The following is a 17507-nucleotide window of genomic DNA, read 5'->3' as shown; positions in this document are numbered from 1 at the left end:
AGTGACAGGATGAGGTATATTGCAGACACCACAGAATTTCAGATAGAGGAGCCCACCATCGTGACTTTGGGTAAGTTTGACGGCAGGCACAGAGGCCACCAGAAGTTACTGAGAACCATGATGGAGCTGAAGAAAGCAACTGGGTATCCCACAGCCATTTTCACCTTTGGCACGGCTCCGGGAACAGCAGTCACGGGAAAGCCCCAGACCGTCATCACCACCAACCTGGAGCGCCGGGCCAACATGGAGAAGGTGGGGATTGATTATCTGGTGGAATACCCCTTTACCGAGGAAACACGCCATATGGAGCCGGAAGCCTTTGTAAAGGACATTCTGGCAGGCCGCATGCATGCCAGGGAAATCGTGGTAGGCCCGGACTGCAGCTTTGGCTACAAGGGAGCGGGCAGCGCAGAGCTGCTCTCTGCCATGGCCCGTGACCTGGGTTACCATCTCCATGTCATAGAAAAGGAAAAGGACCACAGGCGTGACATCAGCAGCACCTATATCCGTGAGGAGCTGGAAAAAGGCAATGTGGAAAAGGCCAACCAGCTGCTGGGCCAGCCCTATGCCATCCACGGGGAAGTAGTGCACGGCAACCACATCGGAGGCAGCCTGTTGGGCTTCCCCACAGCCAATATCCTTCCGCCTCCCATCAAGCGCCTGCCCAGATACGGCGTTTACGTATCACGGGTGCTGGTGGACGGCGTCTACTATAAAGGCGTCACCAATATCGGCAAAAAGCCCACGGTAGGAGGAGAATACCCCGCAGGCGTGGAGACCTATATCTTTGGCCTGGAAGGCGACATCTACGGTAAAAATATAGAAGTCCAGCTCCTGGCCTTCGACCGCCCGGAACAAAAATTCACCTCCTTTGAGGAACTGAAGGAGCGGATTGAGAAGGATAAAGAGTTTGCCAATGCATATTATGAAAACCATCCGGAGATGATTGCACAGGGGTGAGACGGGAGACACCCTCATGCCAAATTTACTCCCGCCAAATTTATTTTTTCGCACTTTACAACCCCACCCATTTATGCTATACTAAGTCGGTATGAAATAACGCCGATGCCCGGTTACCTGGTGACTCCAGCCGGCAGCCTGGTTTTTGGTGAGATGAATAATATTAAGGAGGAAACACCATGATTTCAAAGGAAAAGAAAGCACAGATTATCGCAGAGTATGGCCGTAAGCCAGGGGACACAGGTTCACCTGAGGTTCAGATTGCCATTCTGACAGAGAGAATCACAGAACTGACCGAACATCTGAAGCAGAATCCAAAGGATCATCACTCCAGAAGAGGTCTTCTGATGATGGTTGGACAGAGAAGAGGTCTTCTTGATTACTTAAAGAAGACAGACCTGGAAGGATATCGTGCATTAATCGAGAAGCTTGGTATCAGAAAGTAATTCTGAAGATTAGGGTGGAGGGAACTCCACCCTATATTTGCTTATCATGGAGAGGAAGAAGCGGTGTGGGCGGCAGAGGTATCACTCCGAGACCGCTGATGTACCTGCAGGATTGGGGATTCTGCAGGCAGATCAGTAGTTTCGGCGTCTTCTGCCCCGGGGGATGCCAATGAAATCGGACATGCCCCAACCATGCCGGTAACATTTATTATTTTTTTATTGTAAAGGAGATACCAGTATGTTTAAAAGTTTTAGTATGGATTTGGCAGGACGCAAGCTGACTGTTGAGGTTGGCCGTGTGGCTGCCCAGGCAAGCGGTGCTGCATTCATGCACTATGGCGATACGGTGGTGCTTTCCACGGCAACCGCGTCATCCAAGCCAAGGGAAGGCATTGATTTCTTCCCGCTCAGTGTGGAATATGAGGAAAAATTATATTCAGTAGGAAAGATACCAGGCGGTTTTAATAAGAGGGAAGGCAAGGCTTCTGAGAACGCTGTCCTGACCTGCCGCGTTATCGACCGCCCCATGCGGCCACTGTTTCCTAAAGATTACCGCAACGACGTGACCCTTGACAACATCGTAATGTGTGTGGACCCTAACTGCAGCCCTGAGCTGACAGCCATGCTGGGTTCTGCCATTGCAACCAGCATTTCCGATATTCCGTTTGCAGGTCCCTGTGCCACCACGCAGGTGGGTCTGATTGACGGTGAGTTTATTATCAACCCCACTGCTGACCAGAAGCAGGTATCTGACATGGCACTGACCGTTGCTTCCACCAGGGAAAAGGTTATCATGATTGAGGCCGGAGCCAATGAGGTGCCGGAGCAGATTATGATTGACGCCATCTTTAGGGCTCATGAAGTAAACCAGGAAATTATCAAGTTCATCGACACCATCGTGGCTGAGTGCGGTAAGGAAAAGCACACTTACGAGAGCTGCGCAGTGCCGGAAGAGCTGTTTGCCGCCATCAGGGAAATCGTGACTCCTCAGGAAATGGAAGAGGCTGTGTTTACCGATGACAAGCAGACCCGCGAGAAGAATATAGCAGAGATCACAGCAAAGCTGGAAGAGGCATTTGCCGGCAACGAGGAATGGCTTGCCGTCCTGGGCGAGGCTGTTTACCAGTACCAGAAGAAGACGGTCCGCAAGATGATCTTAAAGGATCACAAGCGTCCTGACGGCCGCGCCATCACAGAAATCCGCCACCTGGCCGCAGAGGTTGACCTGCTTCCGAGAGTTCATGGTTCAGGTATGTTTACCCGCGGACAGACACAGATACTCAACGCCTGCACCCTGGCTCCTCTGTCCGAGGCTCAGAAATTAGACGGCCTGGATGAGAATGAGACCAGCAAGCGTTATATGCATCACTATAACTTCCCATCCTTCTCTGTAGGCGAGACAAAGCCAAGCAGAGGACCCGGCCGCCGCGAGATAGGCCATGGCGCCCTGGCGGAGAGGGCATTGATTCCGGTTCTGCCAAGCGCGGAGGAATTCCCATATGCAATCCGTACCGTATCTGAGACCATGGAATCCAACGGTTCCACCTCTCAGGCAAGCATCTGCGCGTCCACCCTTTCACTGATGGCTGCCGGTGTGCCTATTAAGGAAATGGTAGCTGGTATTTCCTGCGGTCTTGTGACCGGGGATACGGATGACGATTATCTGGTGCTTACAGACATCCAGGGCCTGGAAGATTTCTTTGGCGATATGGATTTTAAGGTGGGCGGAACCAAGAATGGTATTACTGCCATCCAGATGGATATTAAGATTCATGGACTGACACGGCCTATTATCGAGGAAGCTATTGCCAGGACCAGAGAAGCCAGAATGTATATTCTGGACAATGTAATGAGGCCTGTCATCTCAGAGCCAAGGAAGCATTTAAGCCCATATGCCCCGAAGATTAAGCAGATTACCATCGATCCGCAGAAGATTGGCGATGTGGTAGGAAAGCAGGGCAAGGTTATCAACAAGATTATTGAGGAGACCGGTGTTAAGATTGACATTACGGACGACGGTGCTGTAAATGTATGCGGCACGGACGAGGCTATGATTGATAAGGCCATCCAGATTATTACCGGAATCGTTACAGATATTGAGGCGGGCATGATATTTAACGGCAAAGTGGTGCGTATCATGAACTTCGGCGCATTTGTAGAGCTGGCCCCCAATAAGGATGGTATGATTCATATTTCCAAGCTGTCTGATAAGCGCGTTGGCAAGGTGGAGGATGTTGTGAATATCGGCGATGAGGTTACTGTAAAGGTAACTGAGGTCGATAAGATGGGCAGAATCAACCTGACCATGAGACCAAGCGACTTGGCAGAGAATAAGACTGCTGCCAGGACAGAGGAAAAATAAATTGCCCGGTAGAGGGCAGAATTAAAGAGGAGATAAGTTTATGAGAAACATGAAGAGAAATTTTGCGGTATTGGCCGCAACCGTTATGGCTGTGTGCAGCATTGCACTGACAGGATGCCAGCAGAAGCTGGAACCGGCAGACCAGGTAGTGGGAGCACTGTATGAGCTGTCTGTTAAGGAAAATGCGACTCCTATGAAGGATTTGCTGGGATTTGCTTCTGAGGAAGATGTAAAGACCGCCCTGATGGATGATTCCGCTGAGACAGACCTGGTTTCCATGTTCAAGTCAGAATTTGAGGCTGCAGGCATTGAGTTCTCTGACGAAGAGGTAGAGGAAATGTCCAATGCCCTTCAGGGACTGATTGACAAGCTGGATTACAGCACCGAGATCACAGACCAGAGCAAGGACGAGACCACCGTACTTCTGAAGGTTAAGAGCTATTCCATGACCGATATGCAGAATATCATGGTAGACGTTATGACCGATATGCAGAACAACATCGACGAAGACACAGCAGCAGCTATCATGGCCGGTGATGAGGATGCCCTTCAGAAGCTGATGCAGGATGCTGTAAAGCAGTATATGACAAAGATTGGCGAGATGGAGCCATCAGAAGAGATGACTGAGCTGACCATCAAGTGCCAGAGAGTCAAGGTGGATGTAAGCGGCAAGGAAAAGATTGCCTGGATGCCTCAGGACTTAAGCAAGTTCTCTGATGAGGTAAACAACGCAACATTCAAATAGGTAAGAAGAAAGGGACAGTGCCTGTGAAAACAGGCATTGTCTTTTTTCAACCTTCGGTATATAATGGTTTTTGAGTTATCAGATTGAGAAGAATATAGGAGACTTTAACATGAGCAGAGTAAGGACAAGGTATGCACCCAGCCCCACAGGCAGGATGCATGTGGGAAATTTAAGGACGGCATTGTATGCCTATCTCATAGCAAAGCATGAGGGAGGGGATTTCCTTCTCCGTATTGAAGATACAGACCAGGAACGTTTCGTGGAAGGGGCAGTGGAGATCATATACCAGACCCTGAAGGACACGGGCCTGATTCATGACGAAGGACCTGACAAGGACGGCGGATGCGGCCCCTATGTCCAGAGTGAGCGCCAGGCATCCGGCATTTACCTGGAATACGCAAAAAAGCTGGTGGAAAAAGGAGAGGCTTATTACTGCTTCTGTACACCGGAGCGTCTGGCTTCCCTTAAGACAACTGTAAATGGAGAGGAAATCATGACATATGACAAGCACTGTCTCCGTTTATCCAAAGAAGAGGTGGAAGCCAACCTGGCAGCAGGTATGCCCTATGTCATCCGCCAGAACAATCCCGCCACGGGAACCACCACGTTCCAGGACGAGATTTACGGGGATATCACGGTGGACAACTCCGAGCTGGATGATATGGTCCTCATCAAGTCAGACGGATACCCCACCTATAATTTCGCAAATGTGGTGGACGACCACCTGATGGGAATTACCCATGTGGTAAGGGGAAATGAATATCTGTCCTCATCACCCAAGTACAACAGGCTTTATGCCGCCTTCGGGTGGGATGTGCCGGTCTATGTACACTGTCCGCTGATTACAGATGAGAGCCATCATAAGCTGAGCAAGAGAAGCGGACATTCCTCCTTTGAGGACCTTTTGGAGCAGGGCTTTATCTCCCAGGCCGTGGTGAACTACGTGGCTCTTTTGGGCTGGTCACCGGAGGACAATCGGGAAATATTCTCCCTGGAGGAGATGGTAAAGGAATTTGATTACCACCGCATGAGCAAATCCCCTGCTGTGTTTGATATGACAAAGCTTAAGTGGATGAACGGCGAATATATGAAGGCAATGGATTTTGATACCTTCTACGGGATGGCTGAGCCATATCTGAAGGCAGCTGTCAGCAGGGATTTGGATCTCAGGAAGATAGCTGCCATGGTCAAGACAAGGATTGAAGTGTTCCCCGACATTGCGGACCATGTGGATTTCTTTGAGGCCCTTCCGGAATACGATACGGCCATGTACACCCATAAGAAGATGAAAACCAACGCGGAGACTTCACTTAAGGTTTTAACGGATGTGCTGCCTCTTTTGGAAGCACAGAATGATTTTACCAACGATGCCCTTTACGGTGTCCTTTCAAAATATGTGGAGGACACTGGGGTTAAGACCGGCTTTGTGATGTGGCCCATCCGCACCGCTGTTTCAGGTAAGCAGATGACGCCGGCCGGAGCCACGGAAATCATGGAAGTTCTGGGCAAAGAAGAGTCCCTGGCCAGAATCCGCAAAGGGATACAGATGCTTGAGGCATAGGAATCTAGTAAATGGCATTTAACGACGCACAAAAAACGGCAATCCGGCACAGGGAAGGTCCTATGCTGGTTTTGGCAGGACCCGGTTCCGGCAAGACGACAGTCATCACCAACCGGGTCCGTTATCTTACGGAAAAAGCAGGCGTGGATCCCTCCCATATTCTGGTAATCACATTTACCAGGGCAGCGGCCAGGGAAATGAAGGAGCGCTATGAACAGATTGCACAGGCAGGATGCAGCCGGGTTTCCTTCGGGACCTTTCATTCTGTCTTTTTTCTGATTCTCAAACTGGCTTACCGGTATAAGGCCGCAGACATTGTAAGGGAAGAACAGCGCATTCAGTACATGAAGGAAATGCTGGTAAAATGCGATTTGGAAGTTGAGGATGAAGGGGAGTTCATATCCTCTGTGCTCAGTGAAATCAGCATGGTGAAGGGCGAACTCATGGACATGGACCATTATTATGCAAAAAACTGTTCTGAGGATATGTTCAGACAGCTGTACCGGGGCTATGAAGCACGGCTGAGACAGAACCGGCTGCTGGATTTTGACGACATGCTGGTGATGTGCTATGAGCTGTTTAAGGAAAGAAAAGATATACTGTCTGCATGGCAGGACAAATACAGGTACATATTAATTGATGAGTTCCAGGATATAAACCGGATTCAGTATGAGATTGTGAAAATGCTGGCTCTTCCCGGAAACAACCTGTTCATCGTCGGGGATGACGACCAGTCCATTTACCGGTTCCGCGGGGCAAAGCCGGAGCTGATGCTGGGCTTTGAGCGGGATTATCCCGATGCAAAAAAGATTCTCCTGGACACCAATTACCGGTGCAGCCGCCAGATTGTGGAGGCTGCGGGGCGGGTTATCTCACACAACAGGACCCGTTTTCCAAAGGAGATCAAGGCGGCAAGAGGGAACGGACATCCGGTCATCATAAAGGCATGGCAGGAACCTATGGACGAAACTCTGGGAATCGTCACGGAAATACGTGACTATGCCTCCATGGGTATCTCCTACAATGACATGGCGGTGCTCTACCGGACCAACGTGGGGCCGCGGCTGCTGATTTCCAAGCTCATGGAATACAACATACCTTTTTACATGAGGGATGCGGTGCCAAATCTGTATGAGCACTGGATAGCCGGAAATGTAATCTCCTATATCCGGGCCGCATTAGGAGATCTGAGCCGTTCCAATGTGCTTCAAATCATCAACCGTCCCAAGCGCTACGTCAGCCGGGATGCCCTGGAGGGCCAGCAGGTCAGCTGGGAGTCGGTGAAATCCTTTTACCAGGATAAGAACTGGATGATGGACCGGATTGAGCAGCTGGAATATGATTTGGCGATGTTAAGGAACATGGCTCCGGCTGCAGCTGTCAATTATATCCGGAAGGCAGTGGAGTACGATGAGTATATCCGGGAATATGCCCAGTCCAGAAGGATGAAGCCGGAGGAACTCTTTGAGGTACTGGACCAGCTTCAGGAGAGCGCAGCCGGCTTTAAGACGTATGAACACTGGTTTATCCATATGGAGGAATACAAGGAACAGCTTAAGAAACAGGCGGCAGACAGGGATGCGCAGCGTCAGGGCGTCAGCCTTATGACCATGCACAGCGCCAAGGGACTGGAATTCCGGGTGGTCTATATCCTGGATGCCAATGAAGGCGTCACGCCCCATCACAAGGCGGTTCTGGATCCGGATGTGGAGGAAGAACGCAGAATGTTCTATGTGGCTATGACAAGGGCAAAGGAGAGGCTCCATATTTACCATGTGAAGGAGCGGTACCGCAAGAAACAGGCAATATCAAGGTTTGCAGAGGAGGCAGAGGGATGATTGAAACGGGGCTGGTCCAGATCTATTGCGGAGATGGAAAGGGAAAGACCACGGCAGCTATAGGTGCGGCTGTGCGGGCTGCCGGACGGGGATACCGGGTACTGGTGGCCAGGCTGCTTAAGACGGATGATTCGGGGGAGGTCAATGGCCTGGTCCATATACCCGGCATTACAGTGCTGCCCTGCGACCAGAACTTCGGTTTTTCCTGGAACATGACCCAGTCCCAGCGGAAGGCAGCTGCACTGTATTATGACCACTGTCTACTGACGGCCTGGAACATGGCCCTGGGGGCGGGCGGGGAGGAACCATATGACATGCTGGTGCTGGATGAAGCCATTGGAGCCTGCAATCTGGGGTTTGTGGACGAGTCCGGGCTGATAAAGGCCCTTAAAGAAAAACCGGCTTCCCTGGAGGTCATCCTCACAGGGCGCTGTCCCTCAGAGGCCCTGCAGGAGCAGGCGGACTATATCACAGAGATGGTTATGAGGCGCCATCCCTACGAGAGGGGAATCGGAGCAAGGGAAGGAATCGAATATTAGAGAATATGTTCTTGCATTTTCAGGGTGAGTCTGATAGAGTGTAAGAGAAAAGAAACAAGCCTAAATTTAAGGAAATAAGAGAGGAATCAGGATATGGCAGATGAGAAAGAGCTGAATGAAGAAGAGCAGGAGATGACAGTGACCCTTACTCTGGATGATGATACAGAAGTGGAGTGCGTGGTGCTGACCGTTTTTAACGCGGGAGAGCACGAATACATTGCCCTTCTGCCTATGGAGGGCGCTGACTCAGAGGAAGGCGAGGTATATCTGTACCGCTATAGCGAGACTGAGGACGGAACCCCTAACCTGGACAATATCGAGGATGACGATGAGTACGAAATCGTGGCTGAAGCATTTGACGAACTTCTGGATGCCCAGGAATACGACGAGCTGGTTGGTGAGGACGAGGAAGAATAATCTGGATAATTAAGATACAGGTGAACGGCTCCGGGAGAAATCCCGGAGCTTTTCCTTTATTCTCCGGTGAAACGTTTCGACGGTGCTGTTTCTGCGAGAATTCTCCCGCCGTCTGAACAGCTGCCCCTTAGTTGTGAAACTTGTGTGAAATGATGGAAATATTCCTTGATTTTTGTTAAAATAATTTCTATAAAAGAATGAAAAAAGGCCAGATTATATGTAAGGAGGCAGTATCATGGATACACTTAAGATATTAGTAGTGGACGACGAAGCCAGAATGAGAAAGCTGGTAAAGGATTTTCTCACCAATAAAGGGTTTGCAGTCATAGAGGCAGGCGACGGCGAGGAGGCAGTGGACGTATTCTTTGCGCAAAAGGACATTGCACTGGTTCTTCTGGATGTAATGATGCCGAAAATGGACGGCTGGGAAGTTCTGAGGACCATCCGCAAATATTCCCAGGTACCGGTTATCATGCTGACAGCCAGAAGCGAGGAGCGTGACGAGCTCCAGGGCTTTTCCCTGGGAGTGGACGAGTATATATCAAAGCCCTTCAGCCCCAAGATTCTGGTGGCACGGGTGGAGGCCATTCTTAGGAGGACCAATGTGGCCTCTACGGACAGCGTGAATGTGGGAGGAATCTGCATTGATAAGGCGGCCCATCAGGTCACCATTGACGGACAGGAGATTGATCTGAGCTTTAAGGAGTTTGAGCTTCTCACCTACTTTGTGGAAAATCAGGGAATCGCCCTTTCCAGGGAAAAGATTCTGAATAATGTGTGGAATTATGACTACTTTGGAGATGCCCGTACCATAGACACCCATGTAAAGAAGCTGCGCAGCAAAATGGGGGAAAAAGGAGAATATATCAAGACCATATGGGGCATGGGCTATAAATTTGAGGTGAGCGAAGGATGAAGCATTCCATAAGAGTAAAATTCACCATGATATTCATTGGTCTGATGGCAGCAGTGCTGGTCAGCATGTGGGCGGTGAACAGCTTTTTTCTGGAGAGCTTCTATACCAAACAAAAGCTGCAGCTTTTGGAAAATGCCTATGAAAACCTGAATGCCATTGCTGTGGACAAGGAGTTCCTGGGCGAGAATATCACGGAAGATTTGCAGAGCCTGTACTCAAACGACGGGGAGCAGACAGAAGCCAGCCGTCTCTTGCGGCTCATGAACGACAAATATAATACGACCATCGTGATTCAGGACAGCATTACCGGAGAGCTGATTCCGCTGGCAAAGGACGGAAAATTCCTGGCAGATGCTCTCCACCGCTATATATTAGGAATCATCGACCCCAGGACGGAGACCCTGATATCCCAGGACGACCATCAGGTGCAGAAGATATATGACAGACGGTCACAGGGATATTACCTCCAGAGCTGGGGTTTTTTTGACGATAACAGAACCATGTTTATCATGTCCATGCCCCTGGCCAGCATTCACGACAGCGTAAGCATATCCAATGAGTTCCTGGCTTATGTGGGACTTGCTGCCCTTGTGCTGGGAAGCGCCCTCATGTACTATGCAACCAAAAAGGTGGTGTCGCCCATACGTTCCCTTGCAGCGCTGTCCGCCCGAATGTCGGAGCTGGATTTTGAGGCGCGCTACACAGGGGATTCGGAGGATGAGATTGGAGTTCTGGGCCACAGCATGAATACATTGTCGGAACGGCTTAAGGATACCATTGGTGAGCTTAAGACAGCCAATAACGAGCTGCAAAAGGACATTGAGGAAAAGATAAAAATTGATGAAACCCGCAAGGAGTTTATTGCCAATGTGTCCCATGAGCTTAAGACCCCCATTGCCCTGATACAGGGATATGCAGAGGGGCTGACTGAGGGCATGGCGGAGGATGAGGACAGCCGGAATTACTACTGTGAGGTCATCATGGACGAAGCCGGAAAGATGAATAAGATGGTGAAGCAGCTCCTGACCCTGACCGCCCTGGAATTCGGCAACGACATGCCTGTGATGGAACGGTTTGATATCACAGCCCTGATCCGCGGCATCCTGGCATCAGCCGGCATTCTGCTGCAGCAAAAGGAGGCCCGGGTTGTATTTGAACAGAAGGAGCCTGTATGGGTGTGGGCGGATGAGTTTAAGATAGAGGAGGTCATCACCAACTACCTGAACAATGCCATGAATCACCTGGACGGGGAGCGGCAAATTACTATCAGCATATTCAGGGAAGGGGACCAGGTACGCATCACGGTATTTAACACAGGGCAGCATATACCCGAGGAGGATCTGGATAATCTTTGGACCAAGTTCTACAAAGTGGATAAGGCAAGGACCAGGGAATACGGAGGCAGCGGCATCGGACTTTCCATTGTCAAGGCAATCATGGATTCACACAACAAATCCTGCGGTGTTGAAAATGTGGACGGGGGGGTGGAGTTCTGGTTTACAGTGGACAGCGGGGTATAAAAATGGCTTAAAATACAGTATTTTACAGTTCTTTTTGACAATTTGGAAATGTGCATAAATTTGGACCGCCGCCAAAATGGATTTTATAACTATTGACAAAATATGAGCATATGCTACAATTAAAAAGTAACTGTTGTCCCCTTGTAAAAAAAATTTTGGAGGTAAGTATGAGAAAAAAGTTAATAGGCGTTATGCTTGCAGCAGCCATGGTGACAGGGCTTGCTGGCTGTGGCAGTTCTTCTGGCACAGGTACGAGCGCAGCGGCAGCTGATACCCAGGCTACCGAGGCTCAGAAGGAAGAGGCAAAGGATGATGCCAAAAAAGAGGATGAAAAAGAGGATTCTGAGGCATCTGACACAGAGGGAGCCAGCGATTTCCACATTGGTATCGTAACCGGTTCCGTATCCCAGTCCGAGGATGACAGGCGTGGCGCTGAGGCGTTCCAGGCTATGTACGGCGAGGACATGGTTAAGCTGGCTATTTATCCGGACAACTTCACGGAGGAGTTAGAGACCACCATCCAGACCATTGTCAACCTTTCTGATGATCCTAAGATGAAAGCAATCATCATGAACCAGTCTGTTCCAGGCACAACCGAGGCTTTCCGTAAGATCAAAGAGACCCGCCCTGACATTCTCTGTATTGCCGGCGAGGGACATGAGGATCTTCCTGAGATTGGCAGCGCAGCTGACCTGGTCTGCAACAACGACTTCGTTGCCCGTGGCTACCTGATCATCCGTACCGCTCATGAACTGGGCTGTGATACGTTTGTACATATTTCCTTCCCGCGTCACATGGCTTATGAGACTATGAGCCGCCGTGTGGCTGTTATGAAGGAAGCCTGCAAGGAATTCGGCATGGAATTCGTACTTGAGACAGCTCCGGATCCAACCTCTGACGTAGGTGTTGCCGGTGCTCAGGCGTACATACTTGAGAAGGTTCCGGAGTGGGTTGAGAAGTACGGCGAGAACGCCGCTTACTTCTGTACAAATGACGCCCATACAGAGCCGCTGTTAAAGCAGCTTATGGAATACGGCGGCTACTTCATCGAAGCAGATCTTCCTTCACCGCTGATGGGTTATCCAGGCGCTCTTGGTATCGATCTGACTGCTGAAGCTGGTGATTTTGATAAGATTCTTGCAAAGGTTGAGTCCACTATCGTTGAAAAAGGCGGAGCTGACCACTTCGGTACATGGGCATATTCCTATGGATATACCACATCTGCCGGCCTTGCACAGCATGCACTGAACGTCCTCAATGGCGAGAGTGAGCTTGATGACATTGATGATATTGCAAAGGCATACCAGGTATTCTCTCCTAAGGCTGAGTGGAATGGTTCCAATTACACCAATGTGGAAACCGGCGTTAAGTTAGACAATGTGTTCCTGGTATATCAGGATACCTATATCATGGGCGATCCAGGACATTTCATGGGTTCTACTAAGATTGAGGTTCCAGAGAAATACTTCACCATCAAGTAAGACACTTACTAATAAAAATAAGTACGGAGAACAGTGGGGAGGGGTTTCTCTCCCCCCTGTTGTGTTAGGTGGGCATAATATGATGAATAACAACACTCCCTTATTGGAGATGCGCAATATCAAGAAGGATTTTTTTGGCAATCAGGTCTTGACTGATATTAACTTTACACTGAATGCCGGCGAGGTACTGGGTCTTGTCGGTGAAAATGGTGCCGGTAAAAGTACATTGATGAAACTCCTTTTTGGAATGGATGTGATTAGGGAAACCGGCGGATATGGCGGAGACGTCCTGATTAATGGCGAGAAGGTCAGCTTCTCAACACCCTTTGATGCATTGGAGGCCGGAATCGGCATGGTGCATCAGGAATTTTCATTAATACCGGGATTCACGGCAACAGATAATATACTGCTCAACCGTGAACCAAAGAAAAAGAATATAATCTCGGAAATTTTCGGTGACAGATTAGATACCCTTGATTATAAGGAGATGGCCGAACGTTCTGAGCAGGCTATTGATAAGATGGGCGTTAAGATTGACGCCAAAATGGTTATCAGCGATATGCCCGTGGGTCATAAGCAGTTTACTGAGATCGCGAGAGAGCTCAGCAAGGATAATCTGAAACTGCTGATACTGGATGAGCCGACGGCTGTTCTGACGGAAAAAGAGGCAGAGGCACTGCTGGATTCCATCCGCGGCATGGCTGCCAAAGGCATTGCCGTGATTTTCATTACACACCGGCTTCATGAGATTCTGACAGTCTGTGACAAGGTGGTTATCATGCGGGACGGCTACGTTGTAAAGGACGTGCCTGCAAAGGAAACGGATGTTGCGGATATTACAAAGTGGATGGTGGGAAGAAATATCCAGACCACGGCCAGGGCGGATATCCGGATTAATCCGGATGCAAAGAATATCATGTCTATCCGCAATCTCTGGGTGGATATGTCAGGTGAGACAGTGCGCAATGTAGATCTTGATATCAAGGAAGGCGAGATTCTTGGTATAGGCGGACTGGCCGGTCAGGGAAAGCTGGGCATTCCAAACGGAATCATGGGGCTGTGCGAGGCGGGCGGCAAAGTGGAATTTGACGGCAAGCCCATTCCTCTTAACAACCCAAGAAAATGTCTGGACGCCTCTCTGGCCTTTGTTTCTGAGGACAGAAGGGACGTGGGACTCCTTCTCGATGAAACCCTTGAGTGGAATATTGCATTTTCAGCCATGCAGATTCATGATAAATTCCTCAAGAAATACCTTGGAGGAATGATTACCTGGAGAGATGAAAAGGCAATCCACGAAGTGACCCAGAAATACATAGACGAGCTAAAGATAAAATGCACCAGCTCCAAGCAAAAGGCAAAGGAGCTTTCCGGTGGAAACCAGCAGAAAGTGTGTCTGGCAAAGGCCTTTGCACTTGAACCTAAATTCCTGTTTGTATCCGAGCCTACGAGAGGTATTGATGTGGGCGCGAAATCATTGGTACTGGATGCTCTTAAGCAGTTCAACAAGGAGCATGGAGTTACCGTTGTCATGATTTCCTCTGAGCTGGAGGAACTGAGGACCACGTGTGACCGTATTGCCATTGTTTCGGGCGGTAAGATTGCTGGAATCCTGCCGGCGACCGAATCTTCAGAAGAATTCGGTATGCTCATGGTCAGCCAGGTTAAATAAGGGGGGAGACAGCATGGGAAAAATACAAGATAGTACAATAAATCCTGGGAAGAAGACGAAAATCAGGGAATTGATTGACAACTTCGGTCTGCCGAGGCTGATCATTGCCGGATTTCTTTTGGCGCTTTTCATTCTGGCGCCAATCGTCGGAGCGGATCTTCCCACACAGATAACCAACACGATTAACCGTTTCAGCTGGAATGCCGTCCTGGTACTGGCAATGGTGCCCATGGTGCATTCGGGCTGCGGGCTTAATTTCGGCCTTCCGTTAGGCATTATCTCCGGTCTTCTGGGTGCGACCATGTCCATTCAGTTTGGCTTTACCGGACCTGTCAGCTTTTTCATGGCTATTCTGATAGCTACTCCGTTTGCGCTGATCTTTGGCGGCGGCTACGGCTGGCTGCTCAACAAGATTAAAGGCGGCGAGATGATGATTGCCACTTATGTGGGCTTTTCATCCGTATCCTTTATGTGTATGATGTGGCTTTTACTGCCATACAGCAGTCCCACCATGGTTTGGGGATTGTCAGGCAAAGGCCTTCGTACAACAATCTCACTGGAGGGTTTTTACGATAAGGCATTGGCCAATTTCCTGCAGATTAATATTGGTAAGATTTCCATACCTACAGGCAGCCTCCTGTTCTTTGCCTTTCTTGCCTTCCTTATGTGGGCGTTCCTTCACACCAAGACCGGTACTGCCATGACAGCAGTGGGCTCCAATCCCAATTTTGCCAGGGCATCCGGCATCAATATTGATAAGACGAGAATGCTTTCCGTTATCATGTCTACCTGGCTTGCCGCGGTGGGCATCCTGATGTATGAGCAGGGCTTCGGCTTTATCCAGCTTTACATGGCGCCCTTCTATATGGCGCTTCCGGCAGTGTCTGCAATCCTGATTGGAGGCGCTTCAGTCAATAAGGCATCCATTACCAATGTAATCATAGGTACGTTCCTGTTCCAGGGCATTGTTACCATGACCCCAACGGTAATGAATTCCATGATTCATATGGATATGAGCGAGGTTATCCGTATCGTTGTTTCCAACGGTATGATTCTTTATGCTCTGACCAGAAAGACGGAGGGATCAAAATGAGTAAAAAACAGAAAAATAACGGCAGTAATAGCATTCTCGAACTAGTTCGGAATAACTCTGTGCCGCTGATGTTTATCATTATCTGCGCCGTCTGCATTCCGATATCCGGTTTTTCTCCGGGGTATCTGCTCAATGAGATTGTCACCAGATTGGGCAGGAATGCCTTCCTGATCCTGAGCCTGCTGATTCCCATTATGGCCGGCATGGGACTTAACTTCGGTATGACGCTGGGCGCTATGGCAGGTGAAATCGGCCTTATCTTTGTGGCCGACTGGCAGATATGGGGAATACCCGGCATTATCCTTGCCATGATCATTTCTATACCGATTTCCATTCTGCTGGGCCTTTTCTGCGGTAAGATGCTCAACATGGCCAAAGGCAGGGAGATGGTTACCAGCTATATCATCAGCTTCTTCATGAATGGTCTGTATCAGCTGGTGGTTCTGTATATGATGGGCTCCATTATTCCGATTATCCATTCCTCCATTAAGCTGCCAAGAGGTTATGGTGTCCGCAACACGGTCAGCCTTCTTCATATGAGGCAGTATCTGGACAATCTTCTGGCCATCCATATCGGAGGTGTCAAGATTCCGGTACTGACCCTTATTATCATTGCCCTGCTGTGTTTGTTTATCATATGGTTCCGCAAGACAAAGCTGGGCCAGGACATGCGTGCCGTTGGCCAGGATATGGATGTAGCCGGTGACGCAGGCATCAAGGTGGAGAGGACCCGTATTATCGCCATTATCATGTCAACGGTTTTCGCCGGACTTGGCATGGTTATCTACCTGCAGAACATGGGCAATATTTCCACCTACAGTTCCCATACACAGATTGGTATGTTCTGTATCGCAGCCCTGCTTGTGGGCGGAGCCTCTGTTGACAGGGCATCCATTGGCAACGTATTCCTTGGAGTCATCCTGTTCCACCTGATGTTCATTGTGGCGCCCAAAGCAGGCGCAACCATTACCGGTGATTCCATGATTGGTGAGTATTTCCGTGTATTCATCTCCTATGGTGTTATCACCGTTGCTCTTATCATGTATGAGACGAAAAAACGAAGAGCTAAGGGCAAGGCTGGTCAGATGCTGCAGCTTGCACAGAGTGAGGAGGGGGAGAATTGAGAGCGAAACGTACCATTCTATTCAGAATAGGAGCAATCCTACTCCTGCTCATCATCGCAGGTATTATGATGGTCATTGGCCGCGGACATACGGTGTATATAGATAATAAGTCCATTGATTATAATGGTCAGACCTATACCACACCTTATAAGGTAGTGGTGTATGTGGACGGTGAACAGGTAGCAAAACTCCGGGATAAGGAGAGAGGCATGGCTACCTGTATTGGCCAGACCTTTAAAATGACTCTGGAAATTACTCAGGAAAAAGGCGGAAGCGAAGAGATGGTCGATGTGACCGTTTCCCTGCCGCATCATATGGACGGCATTGCCATCAACCTGCCTGCGTATCTGGCCGGGCTTCCTGAGGAAGCATACCTGTCCGAGTTCCAGGTTGCGCCGGAGGTGGTTGAAGAGGAGAGCGAATCATCATCCGATGAAATTCCGGTTGACGGAATTCCGGCAGAAGGGATACCTTCAGATATATAACTGTTATATATCTGTAACAGGCACAGTCTGTAAGTGCTATATCGCTGCCGATAAAACCATGAAGTTGATTGATACAGCCCGTGCGAATGCATGGGCTGTATTGTGTAAAAAAGTGTGTAAAAGAGGTGTGTAAAAAAAGTTGTAAATTATTGTTGACATTTGTCGAAACATCTGGTAAGATATCTCTTGCGCTGCGGTGAGTACCAAAAACGCAAGAGAATAAGAAATAAAAAAATGAAAAAAGTTGTTGACAAACACAAGCGACTGTGATAAGATATAAAAGTTGCTGCTGAACAAGCCGACAACAAAGAACCTTGATAATTGAAGATTAGACAGTATGTAAAACCCTGA

The 17507-nt window shown here is 49.2% G+C and carries 15 protein-coding genes; all 15 read left to right on the top strand.

Features of this window, described 5'->3' with window-relative positions; genetic code table 11:
- The first annotated feature begins 9 nt into the window (after positions 1 to 9).
- The 15 genes from LI015_RS20725 (at position 10) to LI015_RS20655 (ending at position 17156) form a co-directional block, all read left to right on the top strand.
- Positions 10 to 960, top strand: coding sequence for a bifunctional riboflavin kinase/FAD synthetase (locus LI015_RS20725; RefSeq protein ID WP_117626373.1), 951 nt, complete (start codon positions 10 to 12; stop codon positions 958 to 960).
- Positions 961 to 1139: 179 nt separating this feature from the next.
- On the top strand, positions 1140 to 1406 hold the full coding sequence (rpsO, locus tag LI015_RS20720; RefSeq protein ID WP_002569329.1) for a 30S ribosomal protein S15: 267 nt from the start codon (positions 1140 to 1142) through the stop codon (positions 1404 to 1406).
- Positions 1407 to 1644: 238 nt separating this feature from the next.
- Positions 1645 to 3768, top strand: coding sequence for a polyribonucleotide nucleotidyltransferase (locus LI015_RS20715; protein WP_195633984.1), 2124 nt, complete (start codon positions 1645 to 1647; stop codon positions 3766 to 3768).
- A gap of 40 nt (positions 3769 to 3808) precedes the next feature.
- Positions 3809 to 4513, top strand: coding sequence for a hypothetical protein (locus LI015_RS20710; RefSeq protein WP_002569327.1), 705 nt, complete (start codon positions 3809 to 3811; stop codon positions 4511 to 4513).
- A 109-nt stretch (positions 4514 to 4622) separates the two neighbouring features.
- Entirely contained in the window at positions 4623 to 6074 is a 1452-nt protein-coding gene (gene gltX / locus LI015_RS20705; protein WP_227126281.1) for a glutamate--tRNA ligase, read from the top strand.
- Positions 6075 to 6085: 11 nt separating this feature from the next.
- Positions 6086 to 7912, top strand: coding sequence for an ATP-dependent helicase (locus tag LI015_RS20700; RefSeq protein WP_002569325.1), 1827 nt, complete (start codon positions 6086 to 6088; stop codon positions 7910 to 7912).
- Positions 7909 to 8451 carry a cob(I)yrinic acid a,c-diamide adenosyltransferase gene (locus LI015_RS20695; protein ID WP_227126278.1) on the top strand — a complete coding sequence of 181 codons (543 nt, stop codon included), beginning with the start codon at positions 7909 to 7911 and terminating at the stop codon, positions 8449 to 8451. Before LI015_RS20700 ends, LI015_RS20695 begins: the two co-directional genes overlap by 4 nt.
- A 93-nt stretch (positions 8452 to 8544) precedes the next feature.
- The gene (locus LI015_RS20690; protein WP_002569323.1) at positions 8545 to 8868 is read left to right on the top strand and encodes a DUF1292 domain-containing protein; all 324 of its coding nucleotides are present in this window, start codon (positions 8545 to 8547) and stop codon (positions 8866 to 8868) included.
- Between the two features lie 235 nt (positions 8869 to 9103).
- Positions 9104 to 9784 carry a response regulator transcription factor gene (locus LI015_RS20685; RefSeq protein ID WP_002569322.1) on the top strand — a complete coding sequence of 227 codons (681 nt, stop codon included), beginning with the start codon at positions 9104 to 9106 and terminating at the stop codon, positions 9782 to 9784.
- Positions 9781 to 11304, top strand: a complete 1524-nt coding sequence (locus LI015_RS20680) for a sensor histidine kinase (RefSeq protein ID WP_002569321.1) — start codon at positions 9781 to 9783, stop codon at positions 11302 to 11304. The genes LI015_RS20685 and LI015_RS20680 overlap by 4 nt, the downstream gene beginning before the upstream one ends.
- Positions 11305 to 11471: 167 nt before the next feature.
- A complete protein-coding gene (locus LI015_RS20675) occupies positions 11472 to 12785 on the top strand; it encodes a DUF3798 domain-containing protein (RefSeq protein ID WP_002569320.1) in 1314 nt (437 codons plus the stop codon).
- A gap of 79 nt (positions 12786 to 12864) precedes the next feature.
- Positions 12865 to 14454 (top strand): sugar ABC transporter ATP-binding protein, encoded by a 1590-nt coding sequence (locus tag LI015_RS20670; RefSeq protein ID WP_002569319.1) that lies wholly within the window; start codon positions 12865 to 12867, stop codon positions 14452 to 14454.
- 13 nt (positions 14455 to 14467) lie between these two features.
- Positions 14468 to 15547 carry an ABC transporter permease subunit gene (locus LI015_RS20665; protein ID WP_002569318.1) on the top strand — a complete coding sequence of 360 codons (1080 nt, stop codon included), beginning with the start codon at positions 14468 to 14470 and terminating at the stop codon, positions 15545 to 15547.
- Positions 15544 to 16671: an ABC transporter permease gene (locus LI015_RS20660; RefSeq protein WP_002569317.1), complete on the top strand. Its 1128-nt coding sequence runs from the start codon at positions 15544 to 15546 to the stop codon at positions 16669 to 16671. Before LI015_RS20665 ends, LI015_RS20660 begins: the two co-directional genes overlap by 4 nt.
- Positions 16668 to 17156 (top strand): DUF6672 family protein, encoded by a 489-nt coding sequence (locus LI015_RS20655; RefSeq protein WP_002571150.1) that lies wholly within the window; start codon positions 16668 to 16670, stop codon positions 17154 to 17156. The genes LI015_RS20660 and LI015_RS20655 overlap by 4 nt, the downstream gene beginning before the upstream one ends.
- The last annotated feature ends 351 nt before the right edge of the window (positions 17157 to 17507 follow it).

It is taken from the genome of Enterocloster sp. 210928-DFI.2.20, from assembly GCF_020554465.1.
Lineage (GTDB): Bacteria > Bacillota > Clostridia > Lachnospirales > Lachnospiraceae > Enterocloster > Enterocloster bolteae.
The sequence above is the reverse complement of the archived record's forward strand: the minus strand, read 5'-3'. Positions and strand labels throughout refer to the sequence as shown.

Bases quoted from the DNA above. Each gene is read 5' to 3' on its own strand.
- LI015_RS20725 (WP_117626373.1), top strand. From the start codon at position 10: ATGAGGTATATTGCAGACACCACAGAATTTCAGATAGAGGAGCCCACC.
- rpsO (WP_002569329.1), top strand. From the start codon at position 1,140: ATGATTTCAAAGGAAAAGAAAGCACAGATTATCGCAGAGTATGGCCGT.
- LI015_RS20715 (WP_195633984.1), top strand. From the start codon at position 1,645: ATGTTTAAAAGTTTTAGTATGGATTTGGCAGGACGCAAGCTGACTGTT.
- LI015_RS20710 (WP_002569327.1), top strand. From the start codon at position 3,809: ATGAGAAACATGAAGAGAAATTTTGCGGTATTGGCCGCAACCGTTATG.
- gltX (WP_227126281.1), top strand. From the start codon at position 4,623: ATGAGCAGAGTAAGGACAAGGTATGCACCCAGCCCCACAGGCAGGATG.
- LI015_RS20700 (WP_002569325.1), top strand. From the start codon at position 6,086: ATGGCATTTAACGACGCACAAAAAACGGCAATCCGGCACAGGGAAGGT.
- LI015_RS20695 (WP_227126278.1), top strand. From the start codon at position 7,909: ATGATTGAAACGGGGCTGGTCCAGATCTATTGCGGAGATGGAAAGGGA.
- LI015_RS20690 (WP_002569323.1), top strand. From the start codon at position 8,545: ATGGCAGATGAGAAAGAGCTGAATGAAGAAGAGCAGGAGATGACAGTG.
- LI015_RS20685 (WP_002569322.1), top strand. From the start codon at position 9,104: ATGGATACACTTAAGATATTAGTAGTGGACGACGAAGCCAGAATGAGA.
- LI015_RS20680 (WP_002569321.1), top strand. From the start codon at position 9,781: ATGAAGCATTCCATAAGAGTAAAATTCACCATGATATTCATTGGTCTG.
- LI015_RS20675 (WP_002569320.1), top strand. From the start codon at position 11,472: ATGAGAAAAAAGTTAATAGGCGTTATGCTTGCAGCAGCCATGGTGACA.
- LI015_RS20670 (WP_002569319.1), top strand. From the start codon at position 12,865: ATGATGAATAACAACACTCCCTTATTGGAGATGCGCAATATCAAGAAG.
- LI015_RS20665 (WP_002569318.1), top strand. From the start codon at position 14,468: ATGGGAAAAATACAAGATAGTACAATAAATCCTGGGAAGAAGACGAAA.
- LI015_RS20660 (WP_002569317.1), top strand. From the start codon at position 15,544: ATGAGTAAAAAACAGAAAAATAACGGCAGTAATAGCATTCTCGAACTA.